Source organism: Mycobacterium sp. IS-2888 (genome assembly GCF_001954215.1).
GTDB lineage: Bacteria > Actinomycetota > Actinomycetes > Mycobacteriales > Mycobacteriaceae > Mycobacterium.
The window spans coordinates 71,106-86,802 of record NZ_MBET01000026.1; the positions used below are offsets into that span (position 1 = coordinate 71,106).

Annotated in this window: 14 protein-coding genes; 5 read left to right on the forward strand and 9 right to left on the reverse strand. The window is 66.4% G+C overall.

Annotated features, from left to right (window positions below; all coding sequences use genetic code 11):
• Positions 1-55 precede the first annotated feature (55 nt).
• From A5745_RS04855 to A5745_RS04865, 3 genes are read left to right on the forward strand one after another with little or no spacing between them, the layout of a single operon-like run.
• Positions 56-1,183, forward strand: coding sequence for a VOC family protein (locus A5745_RS04855; protein ID WP_076115290.1), 1,128 nt, complete (start codon positions 56-58; stop codon positions 1,181-1,183).
• Positions 1,180-2,130 carry a fumarylacetoacetate hydrolase family protein gene (locus tag A5745_RS04860; RefSeq protein WP_076115291.1) on the forward strand — a complete coding sequence of 317 codons (951 nt, stop codon included), beginning with the start codon at positions 1,180-1,182 and terminating at the stop codon, positions 2,128-2,130. Before A5745_RS04855 ends, A5745_RS04860 begins: the two co-directional genes overlap by 4 nt.
• A complete protein-coding gene (locus A5745_RS04865; protein WP_076115292.1) occupies positions 2,127-3,689 on the forward strand; it encodes a bifunctional 3-(3-hydroxy-phenyl)propionate/3-hydroxycinnamic acid hydroxylase in 1,563 nt (520 codons plus the stop codon). Before A5745_RS04860 ends, A5745_RS04865 begins: the two co-directional genes overlap by 4 nt.
• Here A5745_RS04865 and A5745_RS04870 read toward each other — a convergent pair.
• Positions 3,631-4,515, reverse strand: coding sequence for a universal stress protein (locus A5745_RS04870; protein ID WP_076115293.1), 885 nt, complete (start codon positions 4,513-4,515; stop codon positions 3,631-3,633). The genes A5745_RS04865 and A5745_RS04870 overlap by 59 nt on opposite strands.
• Positions 4,516-4,644: 129 nt before the next feature.
• On the opposite strand from A5745_RS04870, the gene A5745_RS04875 reads away from it, so the two are divergent.
• A complete protein-coding gene (locus tag A5745_RS04875; RefSeq protein WP_076115294.1) occupies positions 4,645-5,766 on the forward strand; it encodes a peptidase M42 in 1,122 nt (373 codons plus the stop codon).
• Between the two features lie 7 nt (positions 5,767-5,773).
• On the opposite strand, the gene efeB is transcribed toward A5745_RS04875, so the two are convergent.
• From efeB to A5745_RS04900, 5 genes are all read right to left on the reverse strand, one after another.
• Positions 5,774-7,093, reverse strand: coding sequence for an iron uptake transporter deferrochelatase/peroxidase subunit (gene efeB / locus A5745_RS04880; protein ID WP_076115295.1), 1,320 nt, complete (start codon positions 7,091-7,093; stop codon positions 5,774-5,776).
• 2 nt (positions 7,094-7,095) lie between these two features.
• Positions 7,096-8,271 (reverse strand): iron uptake system protein EfeO, encoded by a 1,176-nt coding sequence (efeO, locus tag A5745_RS04885; protein ID WP_175879762.1) that lies wholly within the window; start codon positions 8,269-8,271, stop codon positions 7,096-7,098.
• A gap of 43 nt (positions 8,272-8,314) precedes the next feature.
• Positions 8,315-9,925, reverse strand: coding sequence for an iron uptake transporter permease EfeU (gene efeU / locus A5745_RS04890; RefSeq protein ID WP_076115296.1), 1,611 nt, complete (start codon positions 9,923-9,925; stop codon positions 8,315-8,317).
• Between the two features lie 88 nt (positions 9,926-10,013).
• The gene (locus A5745_RS04895) at positions 10,014-10,847 is read right to left on the reverse strand and encodes a DUF3097 domain-containing protein (protein WP_076115297.1); all 834 of its coding nucleotides are present in this window, start codon (positions 10,845-10,847) and stop codon (positions 10,014-10,016) included.
• Positions 10,848-10,905: 58 nt separating this feature from the next.
• Positions 10,906-11,637 (reverse strand): TetR/AcrR family transcriptional regulator, encoded by a 732-nt coding sequence (locus A5745_RS04900; RefSeq protein WP_083662726.1) that lies wholly within the window; start codon positions 11,635-11,637, stop codon positions 10,906-10,908.
• On the opposite strand from A5745_RS04900, the gene A5745_RS04905 reads away from it, so the two are divergent.
• Complete coding sequence (locus A5745_RS04905) at positions 11,612-12,904, forward strand: glycosyltransferase (RefSeq protein ID WP_076115298.1); 1,293 nt, start codon at positions 11,612-11,614, stop codon at positions 12,902-12,904. The genes A5745_RS04900 and A5745_RS04905 overlap by 26 nt on opposite strands.
• Here the strand turns inward: A5745_RS04905 and A5745_RS04910 are convergent.
• Genes A5745_RS04910 through A5745_RS04920 form a run of 3 tightly spaced genes read right to left on the reverse strand, consistent with a single transcriptional unit; the run spans position 12,896 to position 15,692 of the window.
• On the reverse strand, positions 12,896-13,969 hold the full coding sequence (locus A5745_RS04910; protein ID WP_076115299.1) for an ABC transporter ATP-binding protein: 1,074 nt from the start codon (positions 13,967-13,969) through the stop codon (positions 12,896-12,898). The genes A5745_RS04905 and A5745_RS04910 overlap by 9 nt on opposite strands.
• Positions 13,970-13,972: 3 nt before the next feature.
• Positions 13,973-14,815, reverse strand: a complete 843-nt coding sequence (locus A5745_RS04915; RefSeq protein ID WP_076115300.1) for a carbohydrate ABC transporter permease — start codon at positions 14,813-14,815, stop codon at positions 13,973-13,975.
• Positions 14,802-15,692 (reverse strand): carbohydrate ABC transporter permease, encoded by an 891-nt coding sequence (locus tag A5745_RS04920; RefSeq protein WP_254848502.1) that lies wholly within the window; start codon positions 15,690-15,692, stop codon positions 14,802-14,804. Before A5745_RS04920 ends, A5745_RS04915 begins: the two co-directional genes overlap by 14 nt.
• Positions 15,693-15,697 lie beyond the last annotated feature (5 nt).

Sequence of the window (15,697 nt, forward strand, 5' to 3'; positions counted from 1 at the left end):
TGACTGAACGTTGACTCGTATGTGACGATTTCGTCAGTTAGAGGGATGGTCAATCATGCAGACGCAAAGCGCCCACCGGGACCTGCACAGTGAGCAGGGCGCATTACCCGGCGAACACCCCGGCCGCTCGCGCAACCCGGTGATCAAAATCGCCGATATTGCCTGGCTGGAATTCGAGAAGCCCGACCTGACGCGCGCCGAGGCGTTCGCGCGGGCCTTCGGCTTTCACGCCGTACACCACGGTCCGGACGAGGTTCAGCTGCGCGGCACCGATGCCGGAGCACCGTGTGTGATCGTGCGCCGCGGGGAGCGGACGCGATTCACCGGCGCGGCGTTTCGGGCCGCCGATGAGGCTGACGTGCTGCGGCTGGCCGACAAATCCGGCGCCACCGCGCAGGCGCTGCCGGAAACCCTCGGCGGGCTGTCGGTCAACCTCATCGATCCCAGTGGCATGCCGGTGCGGGTCGTCGCCGGCATGCACGAACTGCCGGAGCTCGCCGGCCAGCCGGCGCACGTGTTCAACTTCGGGCATGACGTGCAGCGCACCAACGCCGGTCAGCGCCCCCCACGTGCGCCTGCTCGAGTGCAGCGCCTGGGCCATCTGGTGGTGCAGTCGACCAAGTACCTCCAGACGCTGAACTGGTATCTGGACAACCTGGGGATGATCGTCAGCGACTTCCTGTTCTTCCCCGGCCAGCGCGGACGCGGACCGGCCCTGAGCTTCATTCGCTGCGACCGGGGATCCGCACCGGCAGATCACCACACGCTGGCGCTTGCGCTGGGTCCGGCCAACCGCTACGTGCACTCGGCCTACCAAGTCAGCGACCTCGACGCCCTGGCGGCCGGCGGCGAATACCTCAGGGAGCGCGGCTATTTCCGCTCCTGGGGCATCGGCAGGCACATTCAGGGCAGCCAGATCTTCGACTACTGGCGCGATCCCGATGGCTTCCTGGTCGAGCACTTCGCCGACGGCGACATGTTCGACAACACCCTCGACCCGGGTTGGGCGCCGTTCACCGCGTCCGGGTTGGCCCAGTGGGGGCCGCCGGTAAGTAGAGACTTCCTCGGGACCGGGTTCAAATCGGCCCGCCACGAACTGGTTTCGATGATCACCGCGCTTCGCGACAGCAACGAGTTCGACGTCAGCCGCCTCTTCGGACTCCTGAAGGTAGCCACCTCATGACCGTCTCCGTCCTGCACAGCGTTTCTGAAACCGGCCATGCATGGTGGCGCAAAACACCGAACGGCGCGGTGAAAATCGACACCGCCGCGACCACGACCGCGCAGCTGCTGGCCGACCGCGCGGCGATCGATGCGGCCGCCGCCAGCGCGGACACCGTCGCCGTCGACAGCCTCGAGCTGATCTCCCCGGTGACCCGACCGTGCCGAGTTGTGGCCCAGATGACCAACTTTGCGTCGCATGTCAAGGATGCGGGCATGGACCCGGCGACGGTTCCGCTGACCTTCTTTCGCAAGGCGTCGGCGTCGATCAACGGTCCGTTCGACGACATCGTCAAACCGGCACACGTGAAGCTCCTCGACTACGAGGTGGAGATCGGGCTGGTGATCAGGCGCGCAATCCCGGTCGGCACAACAATTTCCGAAGCCAACCTCGCCGACTTCATCGCCGGACTGGTCGTCACCAACGATGTTTCCGCGCGCGACATACAGCTTCCGCAGACGCAGTTCTATGAGGCCAAGTCCTATCCGACGTTCACCCCGGTCGGGCCGGAGTTGGTGCTGCTGACCGCCGACGAGCTCAGCCGGTTCGGCGAGCTGCGGCTGCGCCTGAGCGTCAGCGGCGAGGAGCGCCAGAACGCGCTCGTCGACGGGGACATGCTGTATCGCCCGCTGCAAGCGCTGCAGTCGCTCACCCAGTTTCAGGAGCTCGCCGCCGGCGACCTCATCCTCACGGGCACCCCGGTCGGCACCGCGCTGAGCGCCCCGCCCAAGCCGGTGGAGATCATCGGGAATCTGTTGCCGCCCGCGATCAAGTGGAAGGCGTTTTTCAAACGTCAGGCCGCCAACCCGAAATATCTGGGGCACGGCGACATCGTCGAGGCGTCCGTGTCCACCGACGACGGCGCCATCGACCTCGGTACGCAGCGCAGCGCTGTTCGATTCGCGTGACCGACAAGGCCATTCGGCACGTTCCGGTCGTCATCGTCGGCGCCGGGCCGACCGGCGTCACCGCGGCCACGCTGCTGGCCCAATACGGCGTGGAATGCCTCGTCCTGGACCGCTGGCCCGGCGTATACCCGCAACCCCGCGCCGTGCACCTCGATGACGAAATCTACCGCGTCATCGCCCGTTTGGGGATCGCTGACGAGTTCGCGGCGATTTCACGGCCCACGTTGGGCCTGCGATTGCTGGACAATCGATTCCGGGTGCTCGCCGAGTTCCACCGCGACACGTCGCGCAGCCGCAATGGCTTCCCGCAGGCCAACATGTTCGACCAGCCGGAGTTGGAGGGCCTGCTGCGGGCAAACCTCGAGCGCTTTCCGAACGCGCAATTGCGCGGGAACACCGAGGTGACCGAGGTGACGGACAACGGAAGGTACGTGCGGGTCACGTTCGCCGACCGCTCCGACGGGCAGGTTCACCACGTCGACGCCGCGTATCTGCTGGGCTGCGACGGCGCCAACAGCATGGTGCGGGCGCAGATCGGCTCGGTCATGCACGATTTGAAGTTCGAACAGCGCTGGCTCGTCGCCGACGTCGCCGCCGCGGCCGACCTACACCAGTGGGAGGGCGTGCATCAAGTCTGCGACCCGGTTCGCGCGGGAACGTACATGCGCATCGGGCCGGCGCGGTACCGCTGGGAGTTCCAGTTGCTGGCCGGCGAAAGTGCCGACGATTTCAGCACTCTGGAGACATTGCGGCCGCTGATCGCGCCGTGGATCGCCGACGTCGACGACGGCGACCTGACCCTGCTGCGCGTCACCGAGTACACCTTCCGCGCCCAAATCGCCGATCGGTGGCGCCGCGGGAACATCTTCATCCTGGGCGACGCGGCGCATCTCACTCCCCCATTCATCGGCCAGGGCATGGGCGCGGGGTTGCGGGATGCCATGAACCTCGCCTGGAAGATCGCCGGGGTTTTGAACGGCACGCTCGCGGCGCACGTCCTGGACAGCTACGAAAAGGAGCGTAAACCGCACGCCCGGGCCATGATTCGGCTGGCGCTCACGGTCGGCCGGTCGATGACCGGCGGCGGTCGGCTGGGCAACCTGGTGCGCCGCGCGGTGCTGCCCCGGCTGCGGCTGGTCCCGGGGCTGCGCGAAAAGGTCGTCGACTCCACCACGCCGGCATTGCACTCTTCCGCCCTGGTGCGCAAGGGCCACCGGCCGGGCGAGCTGGCCGGCACGCTGTGCCCGAATCCCGTTCTGCCCGATGGTCATCGGCTCGACGACGCCGTTGGTGCCGGTTTCGCCGTGATCACGTCCACTCCGCCGGGCACTGACTTAGCAGCATCGCTGCGGCAGCGCGGGGTCGTCGTCGTGGTCGCTCAACCCGGCGGTGTGCTCGCGACGTGGCTGCGGCGTGGGCATGCCACCGCCGCCATCGTCCGTCCCGACCGAACGGTCATGCGCGCCGGGCGTGACGTTGCCGCGCTGTGCGCATGGACGCTCACGACGGTCGGGCGACGATCAACGGCCTCCGAACCGAATGCAGGACTGCGTTGCTGACCGAGCCCAGCATGCCGGCCAATCCGCCGCGGCCGTGGCTACCCACGACCACAAGCTGAGCGGATTCCGACTTCTCAACGAGTTGTCGCGCCGGCCGGTCACGCACCACCAGCCGGTGCACCGCCACGTCGGGATGGCGTTCCTGCCAACCGGCCAGGTTTTCGGCGAGGCTGCGTTCCGCCTCGGCTTCCACGCTCGCCCAATCCATTCCGGCGACGTCCAACACGGCAACGTCGCTCCATGCCTGTAGGGCCATCAGGTCGACGCCCCGGCGAGACGCCTCGTCGAACGCGATCGCCGTCGCGAGTTCGGAGGCCGGCGAGCCGTCGATGCCCACCAGCACGGGGGCGTGCTGGGGGTCAGGCATCAACTGATCTTCGTCGCGGATAACCGCGACGGGACAATTCGCGTGGCGCACCACGGCCGAACTGACCGAGCCGAGCACGCCGCGGGCCAGCAATCCGCGCCCGGAATTGCCCACGACGACCATCTCCGCCTCATCGGACATCTTGATCAGTGCAGGCATCGGGGCCGAATACACCAACTCCCGGTTGATCGTGACTTTGCGGTCCGCGGGCATCGAATCTTCGGCGATCTTGGCCGCGTGCATGACGGCCCTTTTGCCCTCGTCCTCCAGCCCCACGGCCAACGACTCGGGGTATGGCACCGGCGGCCGGCTCACGGTGGGCGTCACCACCGCATGCACCAACGTCAGGGAAACATTCCTCAGCGCGGCGTCACGGGCCGCCCAGCACGCGGCGGCGTTCGATGCGGGTGAACCGTCGACCGCGACGACGATGCCGCGCGGTTTCATGGGTGCGGACATTTCGTGCTCCTCTCGTCACGAGCGACGCTATAGACCGAAGTAGGTGCCGGGCGTGAGGCTTTAGTCCTCAACGATCGGGACAAAGGGCTTCCGCAGCCGATACCGTGGCCGTGACACGAAGGGGACCCAATGGAACACCGCGACGACGACTCCACCGAGGGCCTGTTGCAGGAACTGCTATGGACCTATGGGCCGTGCGGCCAGGAGGAGGCGGTGCGCGCCGTCTGTGCCCGCGAACTGCAACCCCTCGTTGATGACATGTGGACCGACGACGCCGGAAATTTGATCGGCTATGTCGCTGCGTCGCCCAGTGCCGGCGAGGAGCCGACGGCCCACGATCATCGCCACCGCCTGACGTTCGGCCCCAGCTCCGCGACTCGGGTCATGGCGCACATGGATGAACTGTCGATGCTTGTCAAGCGGGTCGAACTGGACGGCACGCTGCACCTGACGGAGCTCGGGGTGATGTATCCCGGCAACTTCGGGCTCGGTCCCGTCGCCGTGCTCGGCGAGCACCAGACGCTCACGGCGGTGCTCACGCTCGGCTCCGAGCACACCACGAAAGAGAGCCCACGGATCTGGGAAACGAAACCCGATCAGGGCGACCGCGCGCTGGACTGGCAGCACGTATACGTCTTCACCGGACGCGAACCCGGGGAGCTTGCCGCCGCGGGAGTACAGGCGGGCACCCGAGTGTGCGTCGATCGCAGCAAGAGGGACCTTGTCGAGTTCGGCGACTACGTAGGTGCCTATTTCCTCGACGACCGCGCCGCGGTGACCGCCCTGCTGCGCGCCGCCCGACTACTACACGACCGCGATCAGCCACCGGCAGACGACGTCTACCTCGTGTTCACCACGAACGAAGAGATCGGCGGGGTGGGTGGTTCGTACGCCAGCGGCACCCTTCCTGGCACACTCACGGTCGCCTTGGAGGTCGGGCCCACCGAGCGGGAGTATGCGACCACGGTCAGGGGTGGCCCTATCGTCGCCTACAGCGACGCCCTGTGCGTGTACGACAAGGATGTCGCCGACCGGCTGATGAAGATCGCCACCGACCGTGGGTTGGCGCCCCAGTCCGCGACGCTCGGCGCGTTCATGTCCGACGCCTCGCACGCGAAGGCTAACGGGCTGACACCGCGGGCGGGGCTGCTGTGCCTGCCCACGCTGAGCACTCACGGTTTCGAAGTCGTGCGGCGCGATGCCATCGACGACATGGCCGCGATCGTCGTCGACTTCCTGCTGCAGCCGTGAATGTTGTTCAGCTGAACAGACTTTGAGCTATGTAGTGGCCCTCTGCGGGTGCGGGGGGCACCGCGAAGATCGCCGAGCCGATGTGGCGGATGTACTCGTTGAGTAGGTCGTTGGCCCCGAGACGGTTCTGCAGGCGGACGAAATGCTGTGGATCGTTCTGATAGGAGACGAACAACAAACCGGCGTTGAGTTGGCCGTTGGCGTCGAGGCCGTCGGTGTAGTTGTAGGACCTCCGGCGGATCATGATGCCGTCGTTGTTTTCCCGGGCGGCCAAACCGATGTGCGACCGCGGGTCGATGAGCGGTTCGCCGTCGGCGCCCTTGGCGCTGAAATTCGGCGTGTCGAACTCGGCCTTGCCGCTGAGCGGCGCGCCCTCCTCTTTGGTACGGCCGAAGATCTTCTGCTGATTACCGACGCGGTCGACGTCCCAGGTCTCCATCAGCATCCGGATTTTGCGGACGACCTGATAGGTGCCCCCGTTCATCCAGGCCTGGTCGCTGTTGTCGATCCAGACGAAGCGGTCGTACTCCGCCTGGGTGGTGATGTTGCGGGTACCGTCCTTGAATCCCAACAGGTTTCGGGGCGTGTGCTGGCCGGGGCCGGCCGAGGCTCGGCCGAACCCCAGCACCGCCCAGAACGGCGATACGATGTTGCGCCCGAGGCGGGCCAGGTTGCGCACGGCGTGGTAGCAGACCTGCGGGTCGTCGGCGCAGGCTTGCACCGACAGGTCGCCCCCATGCAGGCGGGGATCGAGGTTGTCGCCGTTGAGCGGGGGCAGGTCGGTGAACACGGCGGGGCGCCGCGCGGCGAGCCCGAAGCGTTCCCCGAACAGGGACGGCCCCAAACCGACGGTGACGGTGAGGCTGGCCGGGCTCAGCCCGTAGGCCTCCCCGGTGTCGGTGGGCGGCTGCACCTCGACCTGGGGCTGCACGGTGCCGACGGGATTGCCCTGCTGCAGGACCGCGGCCGCCGCCGACCAGCGCGCCAGCAGGCTTTGTAGATCTCGACGGCTGGCGCTGTCGGCCAGCGAGAAGGACATGAAAACCGCGTAACGCTGTGGGAGCGTGGCGATTCCGCCTTGGTGAGTCTGGCCGTAGAAGCGGTAGCTGCGGCGCAGGTCGACGGTGTCGTTGTCGTCGTCGCGCTGTGTGGCCGCGGTCGCGTAGCCGGCGAACCCGCCCCCGACGGCGCCCACCGCGGTGCCGGTAAGCCCGGCCAGCATTGCACCGCCCAGCATGCGCCGGCGCGATACGCCGCTGTTGTCCACCGGCGACTCGGCGTCATTGCCCGCCGCGGAGGCGGATTCGGCTTGCTCGTCGTCCGCCATGGTCAGCCCGCCGAGACGACTTTTTGGGCGACGGTGGACAAGCTCTGGTGCAGCGGCTGGGTCACCGCCGTGAGTTTGGTTGCGTCGCTGGCCCGCAGCGCCGGTGTGTACGTCCGATAGCCGCCCAACGCGGACGGGTCGCGATAGCCATCCAAGACGTTGCGCACCGCCTGGAACTGCTGATCGATCTGGTTGACCAGATTGGCGTCGATCTTCTCCAGACCCGGCCGCAGCGACGCGTAGGCTTGTTGAGCGCCTTCGACGTTGCCCGAAAAATCGACCAGGTCGATGTGGCTGAAGGCCTCCTCCTCGCCGGTGATCTTGGTGTTCTGCACCTCTTCGATGAGGTCGCTGGCGCCGTTGGCCAAATCCTCGGGCTTGTATTGGAGCGTGGCGACGGTGGTGTTCAATTTGCTTACGTTGGCGACCAATTCGGTGCTGAACGCCTTTGTGCCCGGGTTAATCGCGCCGCCCTGCCACAGGTCGCGTTCGATGGCGTGGAAGCCCTTCCATCCGACTTTGGCGTCGACCGGGGTCGACTCACGCATGTCGATCAGATAGTCGAGGTTGCCGGCGTTGTCGCCGACGGCGAAGCCCGGCAGGACGAAGCCCTCCACGCTGGCTTCCGATCGCTCCCAGAACAGTCGCTCCTTGGCGTACGCCGCTTTCGCGGCATCGACGTTGCCCGATTGCACTGCGGCGTCGAGTGCCTTCACGCCGTCGCCGAGTTGACCGATCTGGCTGACGATGTAGGCGGCGTAGTCCTTGGTGCCCTGGCTGAGGATGGTTGCCACCGTGCCCGTCGGTGTCGCCGGCGCTTGGCCCGTCACCGTCAGGGTTTGATATTCGGCGCTGGCGCCGGGGCAATACAGCTGATAGGAGCCGCCGTCCAGCGTGATGGTGAACGACACCGGATCCAGGCCGGGAGCGAGGTTTTCCTTTTCGCCCACGATGCGCTGGTCCCTGAGTAACTCCATTTCGGTGATCCCCGGCGCGCCGGTGTTGACCACCGTGAAGGTGACCGGCCCGGCGGGCACGCTGGTGGTGTCCAGCGCACAGCCGTCCTTGCCGCCATTGTTGGCCATCGTCACCTTGACCGCGTTCTTGCCGCCAGGTTGCCCCGGTTTCGCGGGGCTCGAGCTACCGCTCGAGTGGCCACACGCGGTCGCGAAGAACAGCGAGGCCGCGACGGCGAGCAAAGCCGGTGCGGTCAGCCAGAATTCACGAGACCGGCACCGTGCCCGGACGGTGTGATTCACCATCGATGGATCTCCTCTCCCCTTCGGTTCCGGCGCGGTCACTGCGTCCCGAAACTACCGCGCCCAGGGCGCACGCCACCGCGAATACGCCCAGCACCAGCGGAAGCCAGACTCTCCAGAGTTGCCGCTCGTCGCGCTCACGCGCGGCGGCCGAGATGCGCGCCGCCATCGCCTGGTCTTCGGCACTCGCCGTGGACCAATCGGTGGGCAATGCGCCGACGCTCACGGTCTTCGGGCCGGCGAGCCCGCCGCCGGTGAGCACCGCGGTGCGATTGCTGGCGGCTTGGGCGCTCACAACCGAATCACCTTGGGCCAGAACCGTATACACGGTGCTGGCGGCCCACTGCGCTTGGAAGGGGCCCGGGGTGCGGGCCAGCGTCACGCCCACGGGCAGCCGCCCACCGGTCAGACTCGACAACTCCTCCAGCGTGACCGTCGGGGAGCTGGGGCCGGGGTCGGCGGGAACCGTCGCCTGCCACGCCTGCACCGTGACCCCGCCCACGGTCTGGACACCGGCCGCGCCGAGTTCGACGCTGCGGGGACCGTCCCCGCCCGTAATTGCCAGCGAGCGGCCGCCGGGTTTGGACAGCAGCGACACGCTCGCGGTGTGACCGAGACGGTCGGTGACGGCGCGGGTCCGCGTTCCGGCGGCGGAGCCACCCGCGGGCACCGCGATTGCCAGCAGCGCGGCGGCGACGAACAGGGCCGCGGACGCGGCGGCCAACAGTCGACGCCGGATTCGGGGCGCGGCGGCGAGCCGGGCCGGCCACAGGAACGCGACGAGGACCGGGACCGCATAGAGCAGCCAGCCGAGCACCTCGATCAGCCGGGGATCGGGGGGCAGCCCGAACACCCCGGTGATCAGCGCACCCAGCATCGATTGGCTGGGCATCCACGCCGAGAAGTCGAACACCTGTTGCTGGCCGATGGTCACCCAGCCGGCCTCGTGCGCGGTGCGCAGGCCCCCCATCACCAACCCGGCGGCGATCAATACCAAAAACACCCCGGTGACGCGGAAGAACCGGCCGAGATTGAGTTTCAAACCACCGAAGTAGAGGCCGACGCCGAGCGCGATCGATACCGCGATTCCGGCCGCGCCGCCCAGCACGGAGAACCACCGGTTGCCGTGCGACGTCTCGGCGGCCGCCAGCAGGAACACCGATGTCTCGAAGCCCTCCTTGAGCACGGCGAGGAAGGCCATGACCACCAGCGCCAGCGCGCCGCCCCTGTTGAGCGCCTGACGGGCCTCACGCTCGAGCTCGCCCTTGAGCCGCGGGGCGTTGCGGTTCATCCAGATGATCATCGAGGTCACGAACACCACCGCGATGGCGTTGATGACCGTTTCCATCATTTCTTGTTGGGCCTGCGGCAGGGTTGCCGAAACCAGATCCAACCCGACGCCGACCGCGACGCTGATCGCCACGGCCAGGCCGACACCGATGAACATCGGGCGCGTCGACTGACCGTTGCGCTTGAGGAAGGCCCCAACGATGCTCACGATGAGCGTCGCCTCCAGACCTTCGCGCAGGCCGATGAGGAAGGTGCCTATGAAAACGCCGTATATCCCCTGCATTCACCCGGTTCCTGTCCCGCCAATCGGGAGCCCCAAGTTAGCGTAGCCTAACTAACCGCCTCCGTTAAGCGGGGGGTTTACCCGGCTGTTACGGGCCGGCAGGCTGCGTCACAAAGTCGATGAGTTCTTCGACTCGGCTGATCAGCGCCGGCTCCAGGTCGTTCCAGTCCCGCACGCGCGAACGGATGCGTCGCCACGCGCCGGCGATGTCCGCCTGGTTGGAATGCGGCAAGCCGAGCGCCTGGCATGCGCCGTGCTTCCACTCGACGTGCCGCGGCACCGTCGGCCACGCCTTCAGGCCGAGCCGCTGCGGCTTCACCGCCTGCCAAATGTCGACGTAGGGATGACCGACGACCAGGGTGTGCGGGCCACCCGGTCCGCGGCGCACCGCATCGGCGATGCGCGCCTCCTTGGAGCCCGCCACGAGGTGGTCGACGAGTACGCCCAGCCGGCGTCCCGGCCCGGGCTCGAATTCGGTCACGATGCTCACCAGGTCATCCACCCCGCCGAGGTGTTCCACGACGACACCTTCGATCCGCAAGTCCTCGCCCCACACCTGTGCGATGAGTTCGGCGTCGTGGCGCCCCTCAACGTAGATCCGGCTGGCGCGCGCGGTCCGGGCCCGGACGCCGGGCACCGCGACCGATCCCGACGCCGTCCTACCCGCGGCGGTGGGTGTCGGCCGCCGTGGCGCCGTGAGGATCACCGGGCGGCCTTCGAGTAGATACCCGGGGCCCAACGGGAATCCGCGGGTGTGGCCGTGCCGGTCCTCCAGCTCGAGGCGGCCGTATTCGACGCGGACCACTGCCCCGACATAGCCGGTCTCTACATCCTCAACGACCAGCCCCAGCTCGGCAGGGTGCTCGGTCGAGCGAGGCTTGCGCCGGCGAGCGGCGAGAACATCGGGTCCGTAGCGATCCACGCGGCAATATTAGAAAGCCTTGCGGCCAAACATCATTACGGCGCGCCAGAACTGACCGTCAAGTTGCTTGTGGCGAACTGAAAACGGTTTCGGCCAGCATGCGGCGAAGCCATCCCCGGTAGGCTTTCACGCTCCATCCGTCGCGGTGGGTCATCCGCAGATAGGTGTCAACGCTGCAGAGCACCGCGCCCGTTTCGACGATTTCGTCGAACGGAATGTCGACCCGAAGCCATCCGCGGTCACGGCACACGTCCAGTACCCGCCGGATCTGCAGGTTGATGCTCGCAATGAGGTCGTTGAGGTGCCGATCCAACTCGGGGTCGGTGCTCGCACCGCCGATGAGCGCCAGACCCAGGTGTGCGCTCCGTTCGTGTGTTTCCGTTGCGAAAGCGACTATGAGATCCAGCGTTTCCTCGCGGTCATCACTTGCCAGCAGTTTGCGGCCGATATCGAGATCGAAGATGCTTTCCTCGCCACTCACGCCTAGTCCGGCGTACTCGACGGCGGCGATCAGCAGGGCGGCCTTCGGTCCGTGTGCCTGAACGGTTTCGGCCGACACACCGGCCGCCGCGGCGATTTTCGCGAGGGTCGTTCGCGCGTAACCGTCGGTGGTAAACAGCTGCGCCGCGGCCGCAACGACCCGCGACCGCGTCGCCTGCGCCTGCTGTTGACGCAGCTCAGATCGATACACACGGGGCTGCTGTATTGACTTGGGTGACACAGTAATGAATACTACCAGGTTGTAGCCGAAGAAGGGCGGTGCCATGTCCTCCGTCATCATCGCCAGCATCCCGGCGCACGGGCATGTGACGCCATTGCTGACCGTCGCCGAGAACTTCGTCAAGCGCGGCGACGACGTGCGATTCGTTACGGGCTCACGCTTCGCCGACAAGGTCGCCGCCACAGGTGCGCGCCATGTGCCGCTGCCCCCAGAGGCCGACTTCGACGACCGGAACCTCTTCGAGCGCTTCCCCGAGCGCGCCCGATTGAAGGGCGTCAAATCGATCGGCTTCGATATCGAACACTTCTTTTGCCGACCCGCCAAGGCGCAATACGGCACCGTCGTCGCCGCCATTGCGGCGCAACCCGCCGACGTCGTGCTCGCCGAGCAGAATTTTCTCGGGGCCGCGCTCTTGCTCGGCCACCAGCGTGCCGCGCGCCCAGCGGTCGTCATCTGTGGCGTCATTCCGCTGTGCATCGAGAGCCGCGACATCGCCCCCTTCGGCTTCGGCCTGCCGCCGGCCCGTTTTCTCAACCGTCAGCGCAACTTCGCGCTGGGTATTCTGCAACGCCGAATCCTGCGTGGGGGCAACCAGATAATCAACGACCTGCACAGCGAGGTGCACGGCAAAGACATGCCGGGCGGGTTTACGGGTTGGCACCGCCGCGCCGACGGCTTCGTCCAGTTTTCCGTTCCCTCTTTCGAGTACCCCCGGTCCGATGCACCCCCCACCCTTCACTTCGCCGGCCCGCTGTGCGCCACCGGCTCGCGCGCTCCGCTACCGGAGTGGTGGTCTGACTTGGACGCAACCCGGCCCGTCATCCACGTCACCCAAGGCACCGCCGCCAACACCGACTACGAGCAAGCCATCGCGCCGACGCTGCGCGCGCTTGCCGACGATGACGTCCTCGTCGTAGTCGCGACGGGTGGTCGCCCGCTGGACACGCTGCCCCCGCTGCCGGCGAACGCCCGCGCTGCGATGTTCCTGCCGTACGACGAATTGATCCCTCGCACTGCGGTGTACGTGACCAATGGCGGCTATGGAGGGGTCCACTACGCCTTACGCTACGGCGTGCCGATCGTCGCCACCGGCGGCAAGGAAGACAAACCTGAGGTCGGCGCGCGCGTTGCATGGTCCGGCGTCGGGCGGCGCATCAGAAGCGAACGACCCACACCGCGTGCCCTACGCCGCGACATTCTCGCCGTCCTTAATCAACCGCGGTACCGGCAGGCCAGCCAGCTTGTTGCGGCCGACCTGGCTGCGGCCCCGGGTTTTTCGTGCTTGGCCGGCGTCGTTGACCGATTGATCGGTGACTCTGCGCGGGCATCAACCTGAGATTCGATGGCCTTCGACGCCGAAGAAGTGCAGGTGCCCCGGTTCCGGATGCAGGCGCACGCGGCTACCCTTCTCGGGCGGGTGACGCCCGTCGGCGCGCGCCACGATGGGCCGGTCGATTACCTTGCCCGAACCCGTGATTCGGCCATACAGGTAGGCGTCGGCCCCGAGCTCCTCAACCACGTCGACCTCCATCTCGACACCAAGGTTGCCCAGCTCGAAGTGTTCGGGACGAACCCCGACGACGACCTCGTCCGCGGCGTCGGTGATCTCGCGCGGTAGCCGAATCGGCCAATCCCCCAGCGATACCGAGGAGTCCACGACCGGAAGGGTGAACAGGTTCATCGCCGGAGACCCGATGAATCCCGCAACGAAGACGTTGTCGGGATTGCGGTAAAGCTCACGGGGCGTGGCGAACTGTTGCAGCACGCCGTCGCACAGCACCGCGACTCGGTCGCCCATGGTCATGGCCTCGACCTGGTCGTGTGTGACGTACACGGTGGTGGTTTCGAGCCGTCGTTGCAGCGCGGCGATCTGGTTGCGGGTTTGCACCCGCAGCTTGGCGTCGAGATTGGATAGCGGCTCGTCCATCAGGAATACCTGGGGGCGTCGCACGATCGCACGCCCCATTGCCGCCCGCTGGCGCTGCCCACCGGAAAGGTCTTTGGGTTTCCGATCCAGATATGGTTGCAGGTCAAGCAATTTCGCCGCCGCCAACACCCGCTCGCGGATCTCGGCCTTGGGGGTTTTGGAGATCTTCAACGCAAAACCCATGTTCTGCGCAACCGTCATGTGCGGGTAGAGGGCGTAATTCTGGAAAACCATCGCGACATCGCGATCCTTTGGATCGACATGGGTGACGTCGCGATCGCCGATCCGGATCCGCCCGGAGTCCAGCGTCTCCAGGCCCGCCACCATCCGCAGCGAGGTCGTCTTTCCGCATCCGGATGGTCCGACCAGCACGACGAACTCGCCGTCGCCGACGGCCAGCTCGAGGCCATCCAGGGCCGGCCGATCCGCGCCCGGAAACCGCCGCGTCGCCCCCTCGAAAGTCACAGAAGCCATGCGCTATCCACCGAGCCCGGTGACGGCGATACCGCGCACGAAGGAACGCTGCGCGATCGCATAGATGAGGACAAGCGGCACCATGATCAGCATCGAGGTTGCCATGATTATCGGCCAGCGGGCCACATATTCGCCGCGCAGCCGGACCAGGCCGAGCGTCAGCGTCGCCAGGCTGTTGCGCTGCAGCATCAGCAGCGGCCACAAGAAGTCATTCCACACGTTGACCCAGGTGAGCACCGCGAGCACCATCACCGCCGGCCGCGCATGCGGCAGCAGAATCCGCCAGTAGATCTGCCACGGCGAGCAACCGTCCAGGATCGCGGCCTCCTCGAGATCGGTTGGCAGCGTTCGGAAGAACTGCCGCATCAGATAGGTGCCGAAGGCGCTGCCGAACAGGCCCGGCACGATCATCGCCCACGGCGTGTCCACCCAACCGAAGGTTCGCATCAGAATGAATTGCGGGATCACCGTCACGGTCAGCGGCACCATCAGCGTGCCCAGGTACAAGACGAACAGCGTGTCGCGGCCGCGGAACTGCAGTCGCGCGAACGCGTAGCCGGCCAACGAGCAGAAGAACACCTGCCCGGCCGTGACGCACCCCGCGTACAACACGGTGTTGAAGAACATCCGCCCGAACGGCATCAGCGAGAACACCTCGGTGTAGTTGGACCACCGCGGGTGGGCCGGCAACAGTGTCGGCTCGGTGACCTCGCCTTCGCGCTTCAACGAACCCGACACCGCCCAGGCGATCGGAAACAGCCAACACCATGCGATGCCGATCAGGGCGCTGTAGACCAGCACCGCGCGAAGGACGTTGCGCTTGAACACGCGATCAGCCGAGACCACTGGAAGCCTCCCGTGAGCGCTGCTGGGTGAGCCGCAACTGAAACACGGTCACCACCAACAGGATCGCGAACATCACCCACGCCAGTGCCGACGCATAGCCGAATTCCAGGAACGAAAACGCATGCTGAAACAGCATGATGCCCAGCACATAGGTCGCGGTCTCCGGACCGCCGTTCGCGCCGTTGAGGACGTACACCAGGTCAAAAGCCTGAAACGCGTGGATGATCGAGATGACCAACACGAACGACATCGCCCCGCGGATCAGCGGCACGGTGATGGACACGAACTGCCGGATCTCTCCCGCGCCGTCGATTTTGGCCGCCTCGTACACGGTTTCCGGAACCCCCTGCATGGCTGCCAGCAAGATGACCGTCGCAAAGGGCACGCTGCGCCAGACGCTGACCATACACAGCGAGAACATCGCCCACCGAGGGTCGACCAGCCACGGGATGGGGCCGATCCCGATCCAGCCGAGCATGATGTTGAGCAGCCCGTTGTCGGTGTTGAAGACAAACTGCCACACGACAGCCATCACCACCGACGAGATGGCCAGCGGCATGAAGACGATCGTCCGAAAGATGCCGATGCCCTTGACCTTTCGGTTCAGCACGCCAGCGACGACGAGGCTGATAAGCAGGGTCGGCACGACGGTCCCCAGGGTGAAGATCACCGTGTTGCGGATCGCGATCAAAAACAGTGGGTCCGAGGTGAAGAGGTCTTCGAAGTTCTTCGTTCCCACGAATTTTGGCGGCCGGAAGACGTCCCAGCTCTGGAAGCTCATGTACAGCGAGAACCCGAGCGGAAACAGCATGAACACCGCGACGGCGGCCAGGTTGGGTGCGACGAACAAGCGACCGGCCCACGCGCGCCGTCGCATGGGGC

Coding starts and splice junctions, on each gene's coding strand:
- A5745_RS04900 (WP_083662726.1), bottom strand. CDS start 11,637: ATGCTGGCGATGATGACGGAGGACATGGCACCGCCCTTCTTCGGCTAC.
- A5745_RS04855 (WP_076115290.1), top strand. CDS start 56: ATGCAGACGCAAAGCGCCCACCGGGACCTGCACAGTGAGCAGGGCGCA.
- A5745_RS04875 (WP_076115294.1), top strand. CDS start 4,645: ATGGAACACCGCGACGACGACTCCACCGAGGGCCTGTTGCAGGAACTG.
- A5745_RS04860 (WP_076115291.1), top strand. CDS start 1,180: ATGACCGTCTCCGTCCTGCACAGCGTTTCTGAAACCGGCCATGCATGG.
- A5745_RS04870 (WP_076115293.1), bottom strand. CDS start 4,515: ATGTCCGCACCCATGAAACCGCGCGGCATCGTCGTCGCGGTCGACGGT.
- efeU (WP_076115296.1), bottom strand. CDS start 9,925: ATGCAGGGGATATACGGCGTTTTCATAGGCACCTTCCTCATCGGCCTG.
- A5745_RS04910 (WP_076115299.1), bottom strand. CDS start 13,969: ATGGCTTCTGTGACTTTCGAGGGGGCGACGCGGCGGTTTCCGGGCGCG.
- A5745_RS04920 (WP_254848502.1), bottom strand. CDS start 15,692: ATGCGACGGCGCGCGTGGGCCGGTCGCTTGTTCGTCGCACCCAACCTG.
- A5745_RS04905 (WP_076115298.1), top strand. CDS start 11,612: ATGTCCTCCGTCATCATCGCCAGCATCCCGGCGCACGGGCATGTGACG.
- efeB (WP_076115295.1), bottom strand. CDS start 7,093: ATGGCGGACGACGAGCAAGCCGAATCCGCCTCCGCGGCGGGCAATGAC.